The organism is Clostridium sp. DFI.5.61 (assembly GCF_024462915.1).
Classification (GTDB): Bacteria; Bacillota; Clostridia; order Oscillospirales; family Oscillospiraceae; genus Lawsonibacter; species Lawsonibacter asaccharolyticus.
The window spans coordinates 19,800-39,471 of the sequence record NZ_JANGBZ010000024.1 but is presented as its reverse complement, the minus strand read 5'-3'; the positions used below and the strand labels follow the sequence as shown (position 1 = coordinate 39,471).

Sequence of the window (19,672 nt, the reverse complement as noted above, 5' to 3'; positions counted from 1 at the left end):
GGCTGCCCTGCTGCGGGGAGACGCCCCGTCAGAGGTGCGGCAGGCGCGGGGCCTGAACGAGTCCTCCCCGTTGATGATCCGCTGGTAATTTTCCTGGTCGGTGTCCCCCTCGGTGCTCACCAGGAGCACCCGGGAGGACTCGTTCAGGCCCAGCGCCTGCCGCACCTCTGACGGGGCGTCTCCCCGCATCAGGGCATCCAGCACCCCGGCTGTCACTGCGCCGGACTCCCCGGACACCACCGCCGGGTCGCCCTCCTCCGGCCGGGCCAGCAGACGCATTCCCCGGGCGGCGTATCCGTCCCCGCAGGACAGGAAGGCATCCGCGTAGGCATCGATGATCTTCCAGCTGATGGTGCAGGGCTCTCCGCAGCACAGACCCGCCATCATGCTGTCCATGTCCCCGGTGACGAAGTGCAGCGCCCCGTCGTCGGCCTGGGCGGTGCGGAACAGGCAGTCGGCCCGGTCTGGCTCCACGATGGCGGTGACCGGCCGCTCCTCCCCCCATACGGAGGTAAAGAAGCCCAGCGCCGCACCGGCGAAGCTGCCCACCCCCGCCTGGAGAAACAGATGGGTGGGCCTCTCCGCCCCCTGCTCCTCCAGCTGCTGGAGGGTCTCGGCGGCCAAAGTGGTATAGCCCTGCATGATATGAGCGGGGATCTCCTCATAGCCCGGCCAGGCTGTGTCCTGGATCAAGATCCAGCCGTGCTCCTCCGCCATCCGGTTCGCCAGGCGGACCGCGTCATCATAGTTATACTCGGTGATCTCCGCCTGGGCGCCCTGGGCGCGGATGTTCTCCAGCCGCTCCGCCGCGCTCCCCTTGGGCATGTAGACCACCGCCTTCTGGCCCAGCAGCCGGGCCGCCCAGGCCACTCCGCGGCCGTGGTTTCCGTCGGTGGCAGTGACGAAGGTGATGTCCCCCAGCGCCCGGCGGGCGGCGGGGGCGCACAGCTCCTCAAAGCTCATCTCCTCCAAGGGCTTCCCCAGCTTTTCCGACAGACACCGGGCCATGGCATAGCTCCCGCCCAGCGCCTTGAAGGCGTTGAGGCCGAACCGCTTGGACTCATCCTTGATCCAGATCTTGGACACGCCCAGACTGTGGGCCAGGCCGTCCAGGGATACCAGCGGAGTGGGGGCATAGCCTGGCAGGCCGCTGTGGAAGCGGCGGGCCTTCTCCGCCTCCCCGGGACTGGTCAGGGTCAGGTCGGCCCCGGGACGCTGCCCCCGCGGGCGCAGGACAGATGCAAAGTGTTCCATGCGATTCACTCCTGTTCGATCTCATTCCCGGCGTATCCTCAGGGCGCCGGTCTCCCCAGCTTTTCGCTGTATTCCGCCCGGAATGCCTCAAAGCGCCCCTCGTCCAGGGCCTGCCGGATGCGGGCCATCAGCTCGTTATAGAAATGCAGGTTGTGCATGACAGCCAGCCGCATGGCCAGCATCTCCCCCGCCGCCAGCAGATGGCGGACATAGGCCCGGGAGAAGGCGGCACAGGTGGGGCAGGTGCAGGCGGGGTCGATGGGGCGGTCATCCAGCTTATACTTCTCATTCTTGATGTTGATGGTGCCCTCCCAGGTGAAGAGCTTGCCGTGGCGGGCGTTCCGGGCGGGCATGACGCAGTCGAAGAAGTCGATGCCACGGGCCACGCCCTCGATGATGTTGGAGGGGGTCCCCACCCCCATGAGGTAGCGGGGCTTCTCCCGGGGCATATGGGGCTCCACCGCGTCGATGATGTCGTACATGGTCTGCGTGGGCTCCCCCACCGCCAGCCCCCCGATGGCGAAGCCGTCACAGGGCAGCTGGGCGATCTGCTCCATGTGCCGCACCCGCAGCTCCGGGTAGGTCCCGCCTTGGTTGATGCCGAAGAGCATCTGCTGGGGATTGACACAGCCGGGCTGCCGGTTCAGCCGCTGGTGCTCCGCCACGCAGCGCTCCAGCCAGCGGTAGGTCCGGGCACAGGAGGCCTCCACGTAGTCGAAGGGGGCGGGGTTCTCGATGCACTCGTCAAAGGCCATGGCGATGTCGCTGCCCAGATTAGACTGGATCTGCATGGACTCCTCCGGTCCCATGAAGATCCGACGTCCGTCGATATGGGAGGCGAAGGTGACGCCCTCCTCCGTTATCTTACGCAGGCCGGACAGAGAAAAGACCTGAAATCCGCCGCTGTCGGTGAGGATGGGGCCATCCCAGTCCATAAACCGGTGCAGTCCGCCCAGCTGCCGCACCACCCCGTCTCCCGGCCGCAGGTGGAGGTGGTAGGTGTTGGACAGCTCGATCTGACAGCCCAGCGTCTTCAGGTCGTGGGAGGAGACCGCCCCCTTGATGGCCCCCTGGGTCCCGACATTCATAAAAACAGGGGTCTGGGCAGTTCCATGGGCGCAGGTGAACACGCCACGCCTGGCCCTGCCCTCCGTCTTCAGGATCTGAAACACAAAAAAACTCCTTTACCGTATCTTGTTCCCCGCCGGGGCGGGGCCTTTGATCCGCCGGAAAAAGCCCGCAGCTTTCTGTCAGCCCTTTTCCCTTTCCTGCTCTTTGAAGTCCGCGATCAGCATCGCGTCTCCGAAGGAGAAAAACCGGTATCGCTCCCGCACCGCCTCCCGGTAGGCGGCCAGCACGTGCTCCCGGCCTGCCAGGGCGGAGACCAGCATGATCAGCGTAGACTCCGGCAGGTGGAAATTGGTGATCAGCCCGTCCAGCACTTTGAAGCGGTAGCCGGGATAGATGAAAATGTTCGTCCAGCCGGCAGACTCCTCCATGGTCCCGTCCTCCGCTGCAAAGCTCTCCACCGTGCGGCAGGAGGTGGTGCCCACACAGATCACCCGCCCCCCGTTCTTCCGGGTCTCGTTGATGATCCGGGCGGTCTCCCCGGGGACCATGCAGTACTCGGAGTGCATCTCATGGTCGGTGATCTCCTCCTCCTTCACCGGGCGGAAGGTCCCCAGCCCCACATGGAGCGTCACATAGCACAGCCTGCCCCCCATCTCCTCCACCTGGCGCAGCAGCTCCGGCGTGAAGTGCAGGCCGGCGGTGGGAGCGGCGGCGGACCCCAGCACTTTGGAGTAGACGGTCTGATACCGCTCGTTGTCCTGGAGCTCCGCCTTGATATAGGGGGGCAGAGGCATCCGGCCCAGCTCCTCCAGGATCTCCAGAAAGATCCCCTGGTAGTGGAAGCGGACCAGCCGGTTCCCGCCGGGCAGCTCCGCCTCCACCGTGGCGGTGAGCTTCCCCTCCCCGAAGGAGAGCTGAGCGCCGGGCTTCATCTTCCGCCCCGGCCGGACCAGACACTCCCACAGGCCCTCCCCCCTGTCGATGAGGAGCAGCACTTCGCAGGCGCCGCCGGTGGACCGGCGGCCGATCAGCCGGGCGGGCAGTACCCGGGAGTCGTTGAGCACCAGGCAGTCCCCTGGTCTCAAAAACCGGGGGAGCTCATAGAAATGGTGGTGGCCCGTTTCGCCCGTGTACTTGTCCAGCGTCAGCAGGCGGGAAGCATCCCTGCGCTCCAGTGGAGTCTGGGCGATCAGCTCCTCCGGCAGTTCAAAATCAAAATCAGATGTCTTCAATGTACTTCCTTGTCCTCTTTTCTCTTAGTCCAGGGCATCGACCTCGACCCCCGGGAAATAGAATTCCACGATCTCGTCGTAGTCGAATCCCCGCTCCGCCATGGCGTAGGCACCGTACTGACTCATGCCCAGCTGGTGGCCCCAGCCGGAGCCCTGGAATACATACTGGCTGCCGCTCACCGTGACCTCGGTGCCCGCCACAGCGCCTGTGTCTCCTCCGGAGCTCCCCGTCTGCTCTCCCATCCGGTCGATGGACCCCGCCCCGGAGATGACATACAGGTCATCCCGGTCCTCCCGGCTCAGGGCTCCTGTTCCGCTGATGGTGTAGAGGCGGCTCCTGCCGCTCAGCCCTTCCCCGCTCAGGCTCCCGCCGGAGGGGGAACCGGGCTCCGCCTCCGCCCCGTTGATGGTGAAGCGGATGGAGGGCAGGCCGAACAGATTGCGCAGGTCAGTGCTCCGCTGGCGGATGGTGCTGCTCTCCCCGTTGGTATAATTGACCTTCACCTGGATCACGTTGCCCAGGTCCGAGTAGGTCAGGGTCAGCGACTCCACCGAGGCGTTCACGCCCCCCCATTTCTGGAGCAGGCTGGTCAGCTCCGAGGCCGTATAGCGCACGGTCCAGGAGGAGTAGGAATTCAGGCTGGCCACATCCTGCTCATAGGGGTCCTCCACCCCGCACAGGTAGGGATATTTCTCCCGGGAGGAGCCCCAGACGTTGTACACGTCCTCGCTGGCCCCGCCGTGGCTGGAGGAGTAGAACGCCTCGATCACCGTGCCGTCATAGAGGGCGTACTCCCCCGCTGTCTCCTCCACCGCCCGGTCAGTGCGGTCTGTGGACTGATAGCTGCTGACGTTGGAGCCGGCCCCCCGGTAGACCTGGCAGTCCGTGGAACTGCACACGTCGAAGTGGTGGGCGCTGTGCTTGTTCTGAGAGATGTTGTTGTAGGCATAGCTCCTGGCGCAGATGGCCTGGGCCTTCAGCGCCTCCAGGGGCCAGTCGTTGCTCATCTCAAAGGGGATCACCCCCTTGATGTAGGTCTCCATGTCCACCACGCTGACCACCGTCAGGTCTCCGCCGCCGATGCGCTCATAGCGGAAGCCGCCGTGGTACTTGTACCCCTGGAACCAGGTCCGCACCTCATCCTCGCCGGTCACGTCCGGCATGATGCCCAGGGCCAGGTCCTCTCCCCCGTCAAACTGGAACAGGACCCGGTCGGTCCCCGTCTGGATCACTGTGACGGCATAGGCGCTGGTCCCCACGACCTCCCCTTCGCCCAGCTCATCGGCGGCGTCCAGGGCGTCCTCCTTGGAGAGGTAGGCTCCCACCCGGACCTGATATTCCCCGTCGATCCAGGCCACGAAGCCGCCGTCGTACTCCTCTGCCTCCTCCGCCGCGTCGTCAAAGCGCCGGAAGGAGTCGATGAGCAGGTGGAAGCAGCCCACCACAGTGCCCCCGTTGTCCGAGTTGGAGTAGATATATTTTCCGCTGCTCCTGTCATAGTAGAACCAGGTGTTCTGGGCTTTCAGCACGGTGATCTGGGTCTCTTTCTCGTCGGTCTCCCCCAGCTCCTCGAACCGCAGGTCCTCGTCAAAGTAGCCGAAGCGGTAGCCGGAGCCGTAGCCCGTGTTGTTCTCCAGGTTGGCCCCCACCAGGGCGCCGCTGCCGTAGGCCAGGCCCACCCGGACCATCTCCTCCCCCCGCCGGGCCGCCCCGGCCGTGGGGACGCACAGGACAAATGCAAGAGACAGCGCTAAAAATTTCAACAGTTTTTTTCTCATACTGGGCTCCATTTCTCACAAAAGCGTCAACACGCAATTTGTTGACACTGATTTCTCATCATGCTATCATAGATACTAATTAAAAATAGGAGGGAAACAGGCCGGTCCCGTCAGATCCCTGTACTTCTTGTCGTCTATTATACTGACTCCGGCCCTGATTGGCAACCTCTGTTTTTTCCCTTTTCCGCAAAGTCCAAATCTGCGGCACGAGCCGCCATGAAAGGAACCTGAACATGAAAAAGTACAAAGTAGGCATCATCGGCGGCACCGGCATGGTGGGGCAGCGCTTCGTCACCCTGATGGAGGACCACCCCTGGTTCCAGCTCACCGCCATCGCCGCCAGCCCCCGTTCCGCCGGCAAGACCTATGAGCAGGCCGTCTCCGGCCGCTGGGCCATGAAGACTCCCATCCCCCAGCAGGCCAAGGACCTGGTGGTGCTGGACGCCTCCGCCGACGTGGAAAAGATCGCCGGCATGGTAGACTTCGTCTTCTGTGCCGTGGATATGAAGAAGGAGGAGATCCGCGCCCTGGAGGAGACCTACGCCAAGGCCGAGGTGCCGGTGGTCTCCAACAACTCCGCCCACCGCTGGACCGACGACGTGCCCATGGTGGTGCCCGAGATGAACCCGGAGCATCTGGCGGTCATCCCAGCACAGCGCGCCCGCCTGGGCACCCGGCGCGGCTTCATCGCCGTCAAATCCAACTGCTCCATCCAGTCCTATGCCCCTGCCCTGCATCCCCTGATGCAGTTCGGCATCGAGAAGGTCCTGGTTTGCACCTATCAGGCCATCTCCGGTGCGGGCAAGACCTTTGAGCGCTGGCCCGAGATGGTGGATAATCTGATCCCCTACATCGGCGGCGAGGAGGAGAAGAGCGAGCAGGAGCCCCTGAAGGTCTGGGGCAAGGTGGAGGACGGCAAGATCGTCAAGGCCGCCGGACCCGCCATCACTGCCCAGTGCCTGCGGGTCCCCGTCTCCGACGGCCACACCGCCGCCGTGTTCGTCACCTTCCGCAATAAGCCCTCTATGGAGGAGATCAGGGAGACCTGGAAGAACTTCAAGGGCCGGGCCCAGGAGCTGGAGCTCCCCTCCGCCCCCAAGCAGTTCCTCCACTATTTTGAGGAGCCCGACCGTCCCCAGGCCAGACTGGACCGGGATCTGGAGGGCGGCATGGCCATCTCCCTGGGCCGTCTGCGCCCCGATACCCAGTACGACTACAAGTTCGTGGGCCTGTCCCACAACACCCTGCGCGGCGCCGCCGGCGGCGCGGTCCTGCTGGCCGAGCTGCTGTGCGCGGAAGGGTATATTTAACGGATAACTGAGAAAAACATGACGCAGGAAGGGCCCCGCCTCTGCGGTCCCTTTCGCTGTCTCTCCATCCGAAGCGCTTTTACGGCCGTCAATTCCTCTGAGTGAAGGGGCGCAGAGACGTCCCCTGCATGGGCCGCCTCCGTGTTCCACGCTTCACTCTTCCACTCTCAATCAGAAGGGATGCTGTTTTATGAGAACACCCGTATTTACCGGCTCCTGCCCCGCCCTGGCTACACCCTTTGACCAGAACGGCAATATCAACTACGACGCCTTCGGCAAGCTGATCGACGCCCAGATCGCCGCCGGCGTGGATGCGGTCTGCGTGTGCGGTACCACCGGCGAGTCAGCCACCATGTCCATCCGGGAGCACATCGCCGCGGTGGAATTCTGCGTCAAGCGGGTGGACCACCGGGTCAAAGTCATCGCCGGCACGGGCAGCAACGACACCTCCGCCGCCGTCTACCTGTCCCAGCACGCCCAGGACTCCGGCGCCGACGCCTGCCTGCTGGTGACCCCCTACTACAACAAGGCCAGCCAGACCGGCCTCATCAAGCACTATGAGTACATCGCGGAGCGCATCGAGCTGCCCATGATCCTCTACAACGTGCCCAGCCGCACCGGGGTCTCCTTTACCGCCGAGTCCTACAAGGTGCTGGCTCAGAATCCCAAGATCAACGGCGTGAAGGAGGCCTCCGGCAACTTCTCCCTGCTGGCCCACACCCGGTTCCTCTGCCCCGATGACTTCTACATCTGGTCCGGCAACGACGACCAGGTGGTCCCTATGATGTCCCTGGGTGCCAAGGGGGTCATCTCGGTGGCCAGCAACATCATCCCCGAGGTCATGGTCAAGATGTCCCACCTGTGCCTGGAGGGACAGTTTGAGGATGCCTCCAAGCTTCAGATCGCCTATATGGACCTGATCGACGCCCTGTTCATCGAGGTCAACCCCATCCCCATCAAGGCAGCCATGAACCTGATGGGCATGGAGGCCGGTTCCCTGCGTCTGCCCCTGTGCGACATCTCCCACAAGAATCTGGAGACGCTGCGCCAGGCCATGGGCCGCATGGGCCTGCTGTAAGGAGCCGCCATGCAAAAGATCATCATCTCCGGATGCAGCGGCCACATGGGCCGGGTGGTGGAGTCCCTGTGCGCCGCCGACCCCCAGGTGCAGGTGGCGGCCGGCTTCGATATCCTGGGCTCCTCCGACCGGGACTTTCCCGTCTTCTCCTCCCCTGCCCAGTTCAGCGGGGAGGCGGACGCGGTCATCGACTTCTCCTCCCCCGCCGCCCTGGATGGCCTGCTGGACTTCGCCCGGGCCACCGGGACCCCTCTGGTGCTGGCCACCACCGGCTACACCCCTGAGCAGGTGGCCCAAATCGGCGCCGCTGCCCTGGAGGTGCCCATTTTCCGCTCCGCCAACATGTCCCTGGGGATCAATGTACTGCTGGAGCTGGTGAAAAAGGCGGCCTCTGTGCTGGGGGACAGCTATGACATCGAGATCGTGGAGCGCCATCACCGCCGGAAGGTGGACGCTCCCAGCGGCACTGCCCTGATGATCGCCGACGCGGCGGCGGGGGCCTGCGGCCACGAGACGGAGTACGTCTTCGAGCGCCACAGCGTCCGCCATCCCCGTGACAAGAAGGAGATCGGCATCTCCGCGGTCCGGGGCGGCACCATCGTGGGGGAGCACGAGATCATCTTTGCCGGCCACGACGAGGTCATGGAGATCCGCCACACTGCCCTCTCCCGGGAGATCTTCGCCCAGGGCGCCGTGGAGGCGGCCAAGTTTATGGCCGGTGTGAAGGCACCCGGCCTGTACGATATGAGCAGCCTCATCCGGTAAGTCAGAAAAAACAGCCTTCCACTCCGGTGGAAGGTTGTTTTTTGCGCTTTTTTCTGTTATGCTGGTCTTGTACCTCAGGCCTTTGGAGGAAGGAGGCAGGATATGGCTGTCGCTGCGGCAGTACTGGCCGCCCTGTGCATCAGTTTGATCATCTTCCATCTGCACAACCTTCAGGACTCCTCCAGAGGGGAGCCTGTCCGGGCCGAAGAGGCCCGGGTCCACGCCAAGGAGAACTGCCACTCCCGCGCTGGCTCCTCCTACTACCTCTATTTCCATGTCCCCTGCCGGGACACTGTGGTGACCTGCCAGGTCCCGCCGGACATCTGGTACTATCTCTCCAAGGGGGACCGGGGCACCCTGTGCCATCAGGGCGGGCGGTTCATCTCCTTCACCCGGGACGGGGAGCTGATCGCCGTGGACCCGGTGGCGGAGCGGCATCAGCTGTGGCGGATACACGGCTCGTAACACTAAGATCCTGTTGCTATTTCCCTGTATTTTGGGTATAATAGTGCTGAGCTCTTCCGGCACATCCCGGCCGGAAAATCACGGGCTCCCCATTGCAAAGGAGGCAGCATCCTATGAAGTTCTACATCTGTGAGCACTGCGGGAATATCGTCACCTTTCTCCAGTCCAGCGGCGTGCCCGTCATGTGCTGCGGGCAGAAGATGACCGAACTCGTCCCCGATTCCACCGACGCGGCTCAGGAGAAGCATGTCCCTGTGGTCACCGTAGAGGGCAGCATGGTGGATGTCAAGGTGGGCTCCGCCCCCCATCCCATGATCCCCGAGCACTATATCCAGTGGGTGGCCCTGGAGACCACCGAGGGCTGTCAAATCAAATACCTGGAGCCAGGTCAGGCCCCGGAGGTCAAATTTGCCCTCGCCCCCGGCGACCGGGTCAAGGCCGCTTACGCCTATTGCAATCTTCACGGGCTCTGGAGAGCCTGAGCGACACCATGACCAGAAGCCCCCTCTGCCGGCTCTTCCGGCGGAGGGGGCTCTTTCTCCGTTATGGCTTCCCTTCCGTCACCTGCTGGTAGCGGTAAAGGAACTGGATGGTCTCCTCCCGGGTGGTGAAGTCCCGATAGCGCATCCCAGCGCTGTCCCCGGAGACCAGTCCGGCCTCCTCCGCCCAGCGGCGGGCGTTCTCAGACCAGTCAGAGGGCTTCTCTCGGCCTCTGCGGGCCAGATAATCCGCCATCATGGCATCAAACTGTTCCTGTGTCACCGTCTCCTCTCCTCCTCTCATCGCATCCCTCACGGCCCGCCTGAAGTCATCCATGGTCTTCCCGTGCAGCGGCCACCACTGGCCCACATCGCTGTGGTTGCTGGCGATCCCCAGGGCGTGGCCGCCGGCGTGGTCCAGGATCACGCCCGGCTCCATGGGGTCCAGGCGGTACTGGCGGCACAGCATGGCGGACAGCTCCACGGCGTTGCGGTAGATGTCCTGAAAATATGCCTCGTTCTTCTCCACATCATAGCCCACCATCTTTCCGTTCTGATAGGTGTGCCCGGCTGGCTCACAGCACTCAAAGGAGATGTGGGTATTGTTGGCGCTGCCGTTTTTTCCCGAGCCTGCGTGCCAGCCCCGCCAGTTCCAGGGCAGGGTCTGGATGACCTCATCCCGGGCCACGAAGGCGTGGACGCACACCTCCACCCCGGGCTTGTTCCAGCGGCGGATGAACACCTGCGGGTCCGGCTGCGCCACGCCGGTGGAGTGGACCATGATCCCCTTGGGTACGATCTTCCGCCCGGCCTGGTAACAGTCATTCTCTGTCAGGAACTCCTGACTCAGCTTCAGTTCCATGGCTCCCTCCTCTGTCCATACAAAGGCTGTTCCATCCTATGCCGCCTCCTTTTCTATTGACACCCTCTCCCAACTCCTCTAAAATAGAAAGGTCAAAAGAGAAAGAAAAAGGGGGTCCCTTCCTATGGGAGAACTCAATCCGGCGCAGAAGCGGGGCAATGCCGCCGCCCTGCTCCCCATCCTGGTGTTCCTGGTCCTCTATTTGGGCTGCGGCCTGCTGTTCGAGTATGGGCTCAAGATCGAGATGGGCTTCTATCAGACCCCGGCCATCGTGGCCTTCCTCATCGCCCTGTTCGTAGCCTGCGTCCAGAACCGGGCCCTGGACTTCAACGCCAAGCTGAAGGTAATGGCCAACGGGGTGGCGGATGAGAACATCCTCACCATGTGCCTGGTCTTTCTGGCCGCAGGCGCCTTTTCCGGCGCGGTCCAGGCCGCCGGCGGCGCCGACAGCACGGTCTATCTGTTCCTGGACTACCTGCCCAGCCAGTTCGCGGTGGCGGGCCTGTTCTTGATCTCCTGCTTCGTGTCCATCTCCATGGGCACCTCGGTGGGCACCATCTCCGCCCTGGCCCCCTTCGCCGTCTCCATGAGCGAAGCCACCGGCTTCGAGGTGGTCCTGTGCATCGCGGCGGTGGCCTCGGGCGCCATGTTCGGTGACAACCTCTCCATGATCTCCGACACCACCATCGCCGCGGTCCGCACCCAGGGCTGTGAAATGAAGGACAAGTTCCGCATGAACTTCTTCATCGTCCTGCCTGCAGCCATCCTCACCCTGGTGATCTTCATCGCCCTCACCTGGGGCGGCAGCGGCCAGCCGGAGATCGGCACATACAGCGTCTGGAAGGTCCTGCCCTATCTGGTGGTCCTGGTGGGGGCCGTGGCCGGCGTCAACGTGTTCCTGATCCTGACCATCGGCGCTGTGCTGAGCCTGATCGTGGGCGTGGCCTCCGGCGCCTTTCCCTGGACCCAGATCTTCTCTGTGATGGGGACGGGCATCACCGCCATGTATGACATCACTGTCATCTCCATCGTCGTGGCCTGTATCGGCGCCCTGGTGCGGGAATATGGCGGCATCCAGTGGCTCATCGACTTCGTCCACCGCCGCGCCAACTCCAAGCGGGGTGCCCAGCTGGGCATCGCCGGACTGGTGGCCGCGGTGGATGTAGCCACCGCCAATAACACAGTTGCCATCGTGATGACCGGCTCCATCGCTAAGGACATCAGCCAGGAGTACCACATCGACCCCCGGCGATCCGCCTCCCTCCTGGATATCTTTGCCTCGGTGATGCAGGGCATCCTGCCCTATGGTGCGCAGCTGCTCTACGCCTCCGCAGGGACGGGGGTCTCTGCCGTCAAGATTATGCCCTACATGTTCTACTGCTATCTTATGGCGGTGTGTGCCCTGGTCTTCATCCTCTTCTGGCCAGACCGGAAGCGGAAGTGATCCCTAAAAAAGAAAGGCCGGCGGCTCTGGGTCTCCTCCCAGAGCCGCCGGTTTTTTACTTGCTGCATGGCCGGTCCTTCTGTCCGGACTCCCACCGCTCCCCGGTGTAGAGATATTTCTTGATGGCAAAGATCCCGGCCACCGCCCCCACGCTCATCAGCGTCTGCATGGGTTCCTCATGGCTGATGATCATCTGCCGGGCGATGGCGAACAGCAGCACATCGATCACCGCCCCGTAGGTATGCAGCATCAGCATCTTTACAAACTCGATCCCCATGACGATGAGGAACGCATTTGCCATAAATGCGTCAATGGAGAAGGACTCCCACTGGCAGCAGAACTTCTCCACCGAGCCGCAGATCAGCAGTGCAATGCTGGCCAGGATCGCCCCCAGGATGGTGATCGCCATCACGATCTCCATCGCCATGGTAAACTTCAGCAGTCTTGTCCTTACTTTTGTTCTCATACGGCCCTCCCGCAGCACGATTTTATGTAAGACCAGTATATGGGATAGCCATCTGGTCCGTCAATCATTTCCCCATCTTTTTTACAGTAAAAAGGACGGGCGGAGAGGTGGGAGATGACTCCCCCTCTCCGCCCGCTTCCGGATCTATTTTCCGTGGATCACCGCTGCGTACAGTGTGTTCTTCATCAGCATGGCCCGGGTCAGCGGCCCAACGCCCCCCGGAACCGGGGTGATGTACGACGCCCGTCCGGCCGCCTCCTCAAATACCACGTCGCCGCACAGGGTCCCGTCCGCCCGGCGGTTCACTGCCACATCCACCACCACGGCCCCCTCCTTCACCATGTCTCCAGTGATGAGGCCGGCCTGTCCAGCGGCGGAGATCAGGATGTCCGCCCGGCTGCACTCCTTTTTCAGGTACTCCGTCTTGGTGTGGCAGATGGTGACCGTGGCGTTCTCCCGCAGCATCAGCATAGCCAGCGGCTTGCCCACGATATTGGAGCGCCCCACGATCACGCAGCTTTTCCCCGACAGCTCCACGCCGTATTCCGCGAGCAGACGCATCACGCTGGCCGGGGTGCAGGGATAAAAGCCCTTCTCCCCGATCATCAGCTCCCCCACGTTGAAGGGGTGGAAGCAGTCCACATCCTTGTCGGGCCTGACCACAGACAGGACCGCCCGCTCATTCAAATGGGCCGGCAGGGGCAGCTGGATCAGGATGCCGTCGATGTCGCTGCGTCCGTTCAGCGTTTCAATGAGCAGCATCAGCTCCTCCTGTCCTGTCTCCGCCGGCAGGATGTATTCCTCACTGTATATCCCGCACTGGGCACAGTCCCGCTTCTTTCCATCCGCGTAGACCTGGCTGGCGGGGTCGTCCCCTACCAGGATCACGGCCCGGCCGGGGGGGGGGGGGGCGCGCCGCCCGCCCGCCCCCCCCCCCCCCCCCCCCCCCCCCCCGGGACTGAAGAATGTGGAGGGACCGTGTGATGTATCAGGTGACCAAGCGGGACGGCACCGCCGCCCAATTTGAGATCGGCAAGATCAGCGCCGCCATTACCAAAGCCTTTGAGGCGCTGGAAAAGCAGTATCATCCCAGCGTGATCGACATGCTGGCTCTGCGGGTCACCGCCGACTTCGAGCCCAAGATCCGGGACGGCCGCATCGCGGTGGAGGACATCCAGGACAGCGTGGAAAAGGTGCTGTCCGAGGCGGGCTACGCCGATGTGGCCAAGGCCTACATCCTCTACCGGAAGCAGCGGGAGAAGGTGCGCAATGTCAACTCCACCCTGCTCAACTACCGGGAGCTGGTGGACAACTACCTCCAGATCAACGACTGGCGGGTGAAGGAGAACTCCACCGTCACCTACTCGGTGGGCGGGCTCATCCTGTCCAACTCCGGCGCCATCACCGCCAACTACTGGCTCAGCGAGATCTACGACCAGGAGGTGGCCAACGCCCACCGCAATGCCGAGATCCATATCCACGACCTGTCCATGCTCACCGGCTACTGCGCCGGCTGGTCTCTGAAGCAGCTTATCCAGGAGGGGCTGGGGGGCATCCCGGGGAAGATCACCTCCTCCCCGGCCAGTCACCTGTCTACCCTGTGCAACCAGATGGTCAACTTCCTGGGCATCATGCAGAACGAGTGGGCAGGGGCCCAGGCGTTCTCCTCCTTTGACACCTATCTGGCTCCCTTTGTCAAGGTGGATCACTTGACTCAGAAAGAGGTCAAGCAGTGCATCCAGTCCTTCGTCTACGGGGTGAACACCCCCAGCCGCTGGGGCACCCAGGCTCCCTTCTCCAACATCACCCTGGACTGGACCGTGCCCAAGGATCTGGAGAACCTGCCCGCCATCGTGGGGGGCAGGGAGATGGACTTCACCTACGGGGACTGCAAGGCCGAGATGGACATGGTGAACAAGGCGTTCATCGAGATCATGATCGAGGGCGACGCCAACGGACGGGGCTTCCAGTACCCCATCCCCACCTACTCCATCACCCGGGACTTCGACTGGTCTGAGACGGAGAACAACAAGCTCCTGTTTGAGATGACCGCCAAGTACGGCACCCCTTACTTCTCCAACTACATCAACTCCGACATGGAGCCCTCCGACGTGCGCTCCATGTGCTGCCGTCTGCGCCTGGACCTGCGGGAGCTGCGGAAAAAGTCCGGCGGCTTCTTCGGCTCCGGCGAGTCCACCGGGAGCGTGGGGGTGGTCACCATCAACCTGCCCCGCATCGCCTATCTGGCCAAGGACGAGTCCGACTTCTACCAGCGGCTGGACAAGCTGATGGACATCGCCGCCCGGTCCCTCAAGACCAAGCGCACCGTCATCACCAAGCTGCTGGAGGCGGGGCTCTACCCCTATACCAAGCGCTATCTGGGGACCTTTGACAACCACTTCTCCACCATCGGCCTCATCGGTATGAACGAGGTGGGACTGAACGCCGGGTGGCTCCGGGCCGACCTGACCCACAAGGAGACCCAGCAGTTCACCAAAGACGTGCTCAATCACATGCGGGAGCGGCTGAGCGACTATCAGGAGCAGTACGGCGACCTCTACAACCTGGAGGCCACCCCCGCCGAGTCCACCACCTACCGCTTTGCCAAGCACGACAAGGAGGAGTTTCCTGACATCATCACCGCCAACGAGAACGGAACTCCCTACTACACCAACTCCTCCCACCTGCCCGTAGGCTACACCGAGGACATCTTCTCCGCTCTGGACGTGCAGGACGAGCTTCAGACCCTCTACACCTCCGGCACCGTGTTCCACGCCTTCCTGGGGGAGAAGCTGCCTGACTGGAAGGCGGCGGCGGAGCTGGTGCGGAAGATCGCAGAGAACTATAAGCTGCCCTACTATACCATGTCCCCCACCTACTCCGTGTGCGCCGACCACGGCTATCTGTCTGGGGAGCAGCACACCTGCCCCATCTGCGGCAAGCCTGCGGAGGTGTACAGCCGCATCACCGGTTACTACCGGCCGGTGCAGAACTGGAATGACGGCAAGACCCAGGAGTTCAAGGACCGGAAGGTATATGACCTCACCGCCTCCCACCTGCGGAAGGCGGGCCGGGCCGGCAGCCAGGTGACCTTCTCCCAGGAGGGCGCCCCCCAGGCGTCCGGCGGGGAGTCCCTGCTGTTCACCACCCGTACCTGCCCCAACTGCCGTCAGGCGGAGGCCCTGCTCCAGAGGGCGGGAGTGCCCTATCAGAAGGTGGTGGCAGAGGAGTCTCCCGACCTGACCACCCGGTACGGGGTGCGTCAGGCCCCCACCCTGGTGGTCCAGGGGGAGAGCATCACCGGACTGGGCCCCATCAAGCGGTTCGCGGAGGAGCACCGGGCCCGGGAAGTAGGCTGACCGCGCCTTGATCCCAAGTTCCCTCCCCCTTGCGGCGGCGGGGGCACTGAGACGGATCGGGACATCAGGAAAAGAGAGCGGCTCCGGGTCTCCTGGAGCCGCTTTTTCAAAGGAGAGAGGACCCTTATGACTGATATCATCGTGGCGGGGGGCGGCCCCGCCGGCCTCACTGCCGCCCTGTACGCCGTCCGGGCCGGCCGCTCCGTGCTGGTCCTGGAGGAGGCCGCTCCCGGCGGACAGATCAACTTCTCCCCCCTGGTGGAGAACTACCCCGGCCTGCCCGGCGTCAGCGGCCTCCAGCTCTCTGAGGCCCTCACCCGCCAGGCGGAGGAGCAGGGGGTGGAGCTGGACTATGCCCAGGTGCTGGGCTTCCGCCCGGAGGAGGGGGGCTTTGCCGTGGAGACCGACGGCGGCCCCCTCCACTGCCGCGCCCTGATCCTCGCCCCTGGCACCCGGCACCGCCCTCTGGGCCTGGAGGGGGAGGAGGCCCTCACCGGACAGGGGGTATCCTACTGCGCCGTGTGTGACGGCCCCTTCTATCAGGGCCGGGACACCGCCATCGTGGGGGGCGGGGACACCGCCCTGCAGGAGGCCCTGTTCCTTTCCGGCGTGTGCCGCCGGGTGACCCTGATCCACCGCCGGCTGGAGTTCCGGGGCAGTCCAAAGCTGGCGGAGCGGGTACGGACCCGGGACAATATCCGCCTGCTGCTGGGCTATACACCGCAGGCCCTGCTCCAGGCGGAGGGCAGGCTCACCGGTCTGAGGGTCCGCCAGGCCTCCACCGGACAGACCCTGGAGCTCCCCCTGGACGGGGTGTTCGCCGCCGTGGGGCGGGTCCCCGGCACCGCCCCCTTCCGGGCTCAGCTGGAGCTGGACGAGGAGGGCTATTTCCGCTCCGGTGAGGACTGCCGCACCCGCCTCCCCGGCGTCTTTGTGGCCGGGGACTGCCGGGCCAAGGAGGTGCGCCAGCTTGCCACCGCTGTGGGCGACGGCGCGGTGGCCGGCCTGGCCGCCGCCCGGTTCGTAGAGGACGGACAAGGCTGAATCTTCACCCTCCAAAACACAGATCTCCCTCCCCGCCGGAGACACCGGCAGGGAGGGAGATCTCTTTCTTATTCTGTGATGCCCAGCTGGGCGGCCCGCTTGGCCAGAGCCTCGCACAGACGGTCGATCCCGTCCAGGCTCTTCTGTCGGTCAGCGAACACACCGTAGATGATGCGCAGGTGGCCGGCTCCCTGGTCTCCGTAAAATTTTCCGTCGTTGACCAGCGTCTTGGCCTCCTCCGCCAGATAGGCGGTGATCTCGCTGGAGTCTCCCAAGCGGCTGACATTGACCCAGCCATAGAAGCCCGACTCCATCAGGGGCATGGATACTCCGGGCACCGCATTGAATTTCTCATAGGCATAGCGGCGGCGGAAGTCCTGCTCCGCCACATAGTCCTGAATGAAGGATGTGTCCTCATAGGCGGGGATCATGGCCATCTGGACCATGGTATTGGCCGCACCCTGGATATTCACCGCAGTGGCGTACATGGTGTCCATGATCACATCATCCGCGAAGATATAGCCCACCCGGTAGCCGCTCAGGGCCATGCCCTTGGAGCAGGAACAGACTGTGACCGTGCGCTCCCACATGCCGGGCAGTGAGGCCATGGTGACCATCTCATGTCCCGGAAACGCGGTATCCTCAAAGGCCTGATCGCAGACACAGATCAGGTCATGCTTGATGATGAACTGGGACAGCTCTGTCAGCTCCTCCCGGGTGAACACCCGGCCGGTGGGGTTGTTGGGGGAGGAGAGCAGCACCATCTTCGTCTTGGGCGTCAGCCGCTTCTCATACTCCTCCACCCGCAGGCGGTAGTTGTCCTCCTCATAGGTGGGCACCTTCACCACCACGCCGTTGAGCAGCTGGGGGTCCAGGAAATTGCTTGGATAGCTGGGGTCGTGGACCAGCACCTCGTCTCCCGGCTCAATAAAGGGGGTCATAGCAAAATACAAACCCACGTCAGAGCCGGGATTGATGATGATGTTCCGCTGGGGGTTTACTTTGATGTGGTTGTCCCGCTCGATTTTTTTCGCAATGACCTCTTTCAGGTCCGCATTGCCGATGGGCGGGGTATAGTGGCAGGCCACCCCCTGCTGGATGACCTCCACGCTGCGCTCCAGTACCTTCTGTGGGATCACCCGGTCTGGATAGAAAGGGTCCGCCCAGCACATCAGGGTGCCGCCCTCCGCTTGGAGCTTGGACACCGCATCTCCCACGTCTGCCTTTCCCGCTTTTTCAGAAAACAGGCCGCCGTCCAGGGTACGGAACAGGGGCCGCATCTTGTCTCTTATGCTCATAAGCTCAAATCACTCCCAAATGGGCCATGATGATGTTGACGATCGTGGCCAGTGTGGTGGTAACGACAGTCACCACAAACAGGTGCTTGTAGCCCTCCTTGTGGGTCACGCCGCAGTAGGACAGGGTCAGGACAATCGCGCTGTTGTGGGGCAGGGAGTCAAAGGTGATCTGGGAGATGTTGGCGATCCGGGTCAACGCCTCCGGATTGCCGCCCATAGCTACCAGCTTGTCCGTAAAATTGTCCAGGACAAAGGCCAGGCCGCCGGTGGCGCTGCCCGTAAAGCCAGCGATCACCGCGATGCACACAAACAGCATGATGTATGGGCTGCCAAAAGAGGCCTTTTCCAGCAGGCCCAGCAGCAGGTTGTAGCCGGGCACCGCGCCCACCACAGAGGCCAGGCCGCAGATAGCGGCAGTCTGGATCACAGACTGAGAGTTCTTCGCTCCCTCTGCCATCGTATTGACGATCTTGTGGAAGCCCTCGTATCGCTTCCAGAACATCAGTGCCAGCACAACACAGCCGATAAACAGGGCCGCCCAGGCGGGCCAATGGATCAGGTTGAGCAGAAGGACCACGATACCCATGGGGATCAGCAGGAGGAAGGGGTTGGGCAGTCCCTCAGTGTTCAGATCCACGTCGTCGGTGTCGCCTTCACGGGGGATAAAGCCTTCCCCTTTGGCGATGTACTTCTGTCCTGCCCGGTGGAGATACCACAGGTTGCCGCCGCCCACGATGGCAAAGCCGGCGATAGCCATCCAGAAACCGGCCATGGGAGTGGTGCCGAAGGCATTGGCGGGGAGCACGATGTTGTTGATAGGCATGCCGGGCAGGGTCTGCATTGCCACCGCACCGCCCAATACGCAGGCGGGGATCAGGCTACGGGAGATGCCGGCAGCCTTAAAGAAGGCAGCGGCCAGGGGATACATGGTGAAAATAATGACGAACACGTCGATGCCGCCCACAGACATGGCCAGGGTAGCCAGATAGACCGCCGCCACCGCGCTGGCGGGCCCCAGCTTGCGGAACACGCCGCTGGCCACCGCCATGGGCAGGCCGGACATCTCCAGCATCTTGCCGAACATCTGGCCGCCCAGGAAGATGGGGAACAGGGCCAGCACCATGTTGGCCACGCCGCCCATATAGACATTGGCGTAATTTTCAAACACATTCACGCCGCCGGTGGCTGCCACCAGCAGAGCCGCCACAGTGGACAGCAGGATCAGGGAATAGCCTCGGACGGAGCCGAGGATGATCAGGATCAGTGCCGCTACGATACCAATAAAGCTGATAATTTCCATGGAGTTCCCGCCTTTCTAATTTCTATGATTGGGTGGGAGAGCTGGGCCGCAGCATCACAGCGCCGCGACCGCCTCGATTTCGACCAGTGCGCCCTTGGGCAGCTTGGCTACCTCCACAGCGCTGCGGGCAGGCAGGACCTCTCCCTGGAAGAACTGGGCATAGACCTCATTCATCACCGCAAAGTCATCCATATGCTGAATGAATACGGTGGTCTTGACCACCTTGTCCATGGAGGTGCCTGCGGCCTCCAGGATCTGAGACAGATTGGTCAGAGACTGTCTCGCCTGGTCGGCCACGTTGTCCGCGTCGATGCTGCCGGTCTTGGGGTCAATCGGCAGCTGGCCGGAAACGAACAGGAAATTTCCCGCTGCTACCCCCTGAGAATAGGGGCCAATAGCGGCAGGGGCCTTTTCGGTATTGATGCGTTTTGTCATGGTTTCCTCTCCTTTTTACCGTGATATGGTT

The 19,672-nt window shown here is 63.1% G+C and carries 18 protein-coding genes; 8 read left to right on the top strand and 10 right to left on the bottom strand.

What is annotated here, in order from left to right; translation table 11 throughout:
* The 4 genes from dpaL to NE584_RS11910 all read right to left on the bottom strand — a co-directional run.
* The coding region (dpaL, locus tag NE584_RS11925; protein WP_256182895.1) for a diaminopropionate ammonia-lyase at positions 1–1,254 on the bottom strand (1,254 nt) is incomplete at its 3' end.
* 38 nt (positions 1,255–1,292) lie between these two features.
* On the bottom strand, positions 1,293–2,426 hold the full coding sequence (gene tgt, locus NE584_RS11920; RefSeq protein ID WP_050624723.1) for a tRNA guanosine(34) transglycosylase Tgt: 1,134 nt from the start codon (positions 2,424–2,426) through the stop codon (positions 1,293–1,295).
* A 78-nt stretch (positions 2,427–2,504) separates the two neighbouring features.
* Positions 2,505–3,557 (bottom strand): tRNA preQ1(34) S-adenosylmethionine ribosyltransferase-isomerase QueA, encoded by a 1,053-nt coding sequence (gene queA, locus NE584_RS11915; protein WP_256182894.1) that lies wholly within the window; start codon positions 3,555–3,557, stop codon positions 2,505–2,507.
* A gap of 24 nt (positions 3,558–3,581) precedes the next feature.
* Complete coding sequence (locus NE584_RS11910) at positions 3,582–5,336, bottom strand: SpoIID/LytB domain-containing protein (protein ID WP_050624721.1); 1,755 nt, start codon at positions 5,334–5,336, stop codon at positions 3,582–3,584.
* Positions 5,337–5,569: 233 nt separating this feature from the next.
* Here NE584_RS11910 and asd point away from each other — a divergent pair, with 233 nt between their 5' ends.
* The 5 genes from asd to NE584_RS11885 all read left to right on the top strand — a co-directional run bounded on the left by asd (position 5,570) and on the right by NE584_RS11885 (position 9,436).
* Complete coding sequence (gene asd / locus NE584_RS11905; protein ID WP_256182893.1) at positions 5,570–6,646, top strand: aspartate-semialdehyde dehydrogenase; 1,077 nt, start codon at positions 5,570–5,572, stop codon at positions 6,644–6,646.
* 190 nt (positions 6,647–6,836) lie between these two features.
* A complete protein-coding gene (gene dapA / locus NE584_RS11900; protein ID WP_050624719.1) occupies positions 6,837–7,724 on the top strand; it encodes a 4-hydroxy-tetrahydrodipicolinate synthase in 888 nt (295 codons plus the stop codon).
* Positions 7,725–7,733: 9 nt separating this feature from the next.
* Positions 7,734–8,489 (top strand): 4-hydroxy-tetrahydrodipicolinate reductase, encoded by a 756-nt coding sequence (dapB, locus tag NE584_RS11895; RefSeq protein WP_256182892.1) that lies wholly within the window; start codon positions 7,734–7,736, stop codon positions 8,487–8,489.
* Positions 8,490–8,591: 102 nt separating this feature from the next.
* Complete coding sequence (locus NE584_RS11890) at positions 8,592–8,954, top strand: DUF2500 family protein (protein WP_108981268.1); 363 nt, start codon at positions 8,592–8,594, stop codon at positions 8,952–8,954.
* A 113-nt stretch (positions 8,955–9,067) separates the two neighbouring features.
* Positions 9,068–9,436 (top strand): desulfoferrodoxin family protein, encoded by a 369-nt coding sequence (locus NE584_RS11885; RefSeq protein WP_050624716.1) that lies wholly within the window; start codon positions 9,068–9,070, stop codon positions 9,434–9,436.
* Between the two features lie 61 nt (positions 9,437–9,497).
* Here the strand turns inward: NE584_RS11885 and NE584_RS11880 are convergent, their stop codons facing one another.
* Positions 9,498–10,295 carry an N-acetylmuramoyl-L-alanine amidase family protein gene (locus NE584_RS11880; RefSeq protein ID WP_050624715.1) on the bottom strand — a complete coding sequence of 266 codons (798 nt, stop codon included), beginning with the start codon at positions 10,293–10,295 and terminating at the stop codon, positions 9,498–9,500.
* A gap of 124 nt (positions 10,296–10,419) precedes the next feature.
* Here NE584_RS11880 and NE584_RS11875 point away from each other — a divergent pair, with 124 nt between their 5' ends.
* Positions 10,420–11,739 (top strand): Na+/H+ antiporter NhaC family protein, encoded by a 1,320-nt coding sequence (locus NE584_RS11875; RefSeq protein ID WP_050624714.1) that lies wholly within the window; start codon positions 10,420–10,422, stop codon positions 11,737–11,739.
* Between the two features lie 55 nt (positions 11,740–11,794).
* Here NE584_RS11875 and NE584_RS11870 read toward each other — a convergent pair whose 3' ends face one another.
* Positions 11,795–12,205, bottom strand: coding sequence for a hypothetical protein (locus tag NE584_RS11870; RefSeq protein ID WP_077138763.1), 411 nt, complete (start codon positions 12,203–12,205; stop codon positions 11,795–11,797).
* Positions 12,206–12,349: 144 nt separating this feature from the next.
* Positions 12,350–13,093 (bottom strand): bifunctional 5,10-methylenetetrahydrofolate dehydrogenase/5,10-methenyltetrahydrofolate cyclohydrolase, encoded by a 744-nt coding sequence (locus NE584_RS11865; protein WP_256182891.1) that lies wholly within the window; start codon positions 13,091–13,093, stop codon positions 12,350–12,352.
* Positions 13,094–13,188: 95 nt separating this feature from the next.
* Between NE584_RS11865 and NE584_RS11860 the strand changes: the two genes are divergently transcribed.
* Together NE584_RS11860 and NE584_RS11855 are read left to right on the top strand one after the other, a co-directional pair.
* Positions 13,189–15,564 (top strand): ribonucleoside triphosphate reductase, encoded by a 2,376-nt coding sequence (locus NE584_RS11860; protein WP_256182896.1) that lies wholly within the window; start codon positions 13,189–13,191, stop codon positions 15,562–15,564.
* A gap of 126 nt (positions 15,565–15,690) precedes the next feature.
* A complete protein-coding gene (locus NE584_RS11855) occupies positions 15,691–16,608 on the top strand; it encodes an NAD(P)/FAD-dependent oxidoreductase (protein WP_256182890.1) in 918 nt (305 codons plus the stop codon).
* A gap of 68 nt (positions 16,609–16,676) precedes the next feature.
* Here NE584_RS11855 and NE584_RS11850 read toward each other — a convergent pair whose 3' ends face one another.
* The 3 genes from NE584_RS11850 to NE584_RS11840 are packed head-to-tail and all read right to left on the bottom strand — an operon-like array spanning position 16,677 to position 19,641.
* The gene (locus NE584_RS11850; RefSeq protein ID WP_256182889.1) at positions 16,677–17,906 is read right to left on the bottom strand and encodes a pyridoxal phosphate-dependent aminotransferase; all 1,230 of its coding nucleotides are present in this window, start codon (positions 17,904–17,906) and stop codon (positions 16,677–16,679) included.
* Positions 17,907–17,910: 4 nt separating this feature from the next.
* The gene (locus tag NE584_RS11845; protein ID WP_050623266.1) at positions 17,911–19,206 is read right to left on the bottom strand and encodes a GntP family permease; all 1,296 of its coding nucleotides are present in this window, start codon (positions 19,204–19,206) and stop codon (positions 17,911–17,913) included.
* A 54-nt stretch (positions 19,207–19,260) separates the two neighbouring features.
* Positions 19,261–19,641 (bottom strand): RidA family protein, encoded by a 381-nt coding sequence (locus NE584_RS11840; RefSeq protein ID WP_050623265.1) that lies wholly within the window; start codon positions 19,639–19,641, stop codon positions 19,261–19,263.
* Between the last annotated feature and the right edge of the window lie 31 nt (positions 19,642–19,672).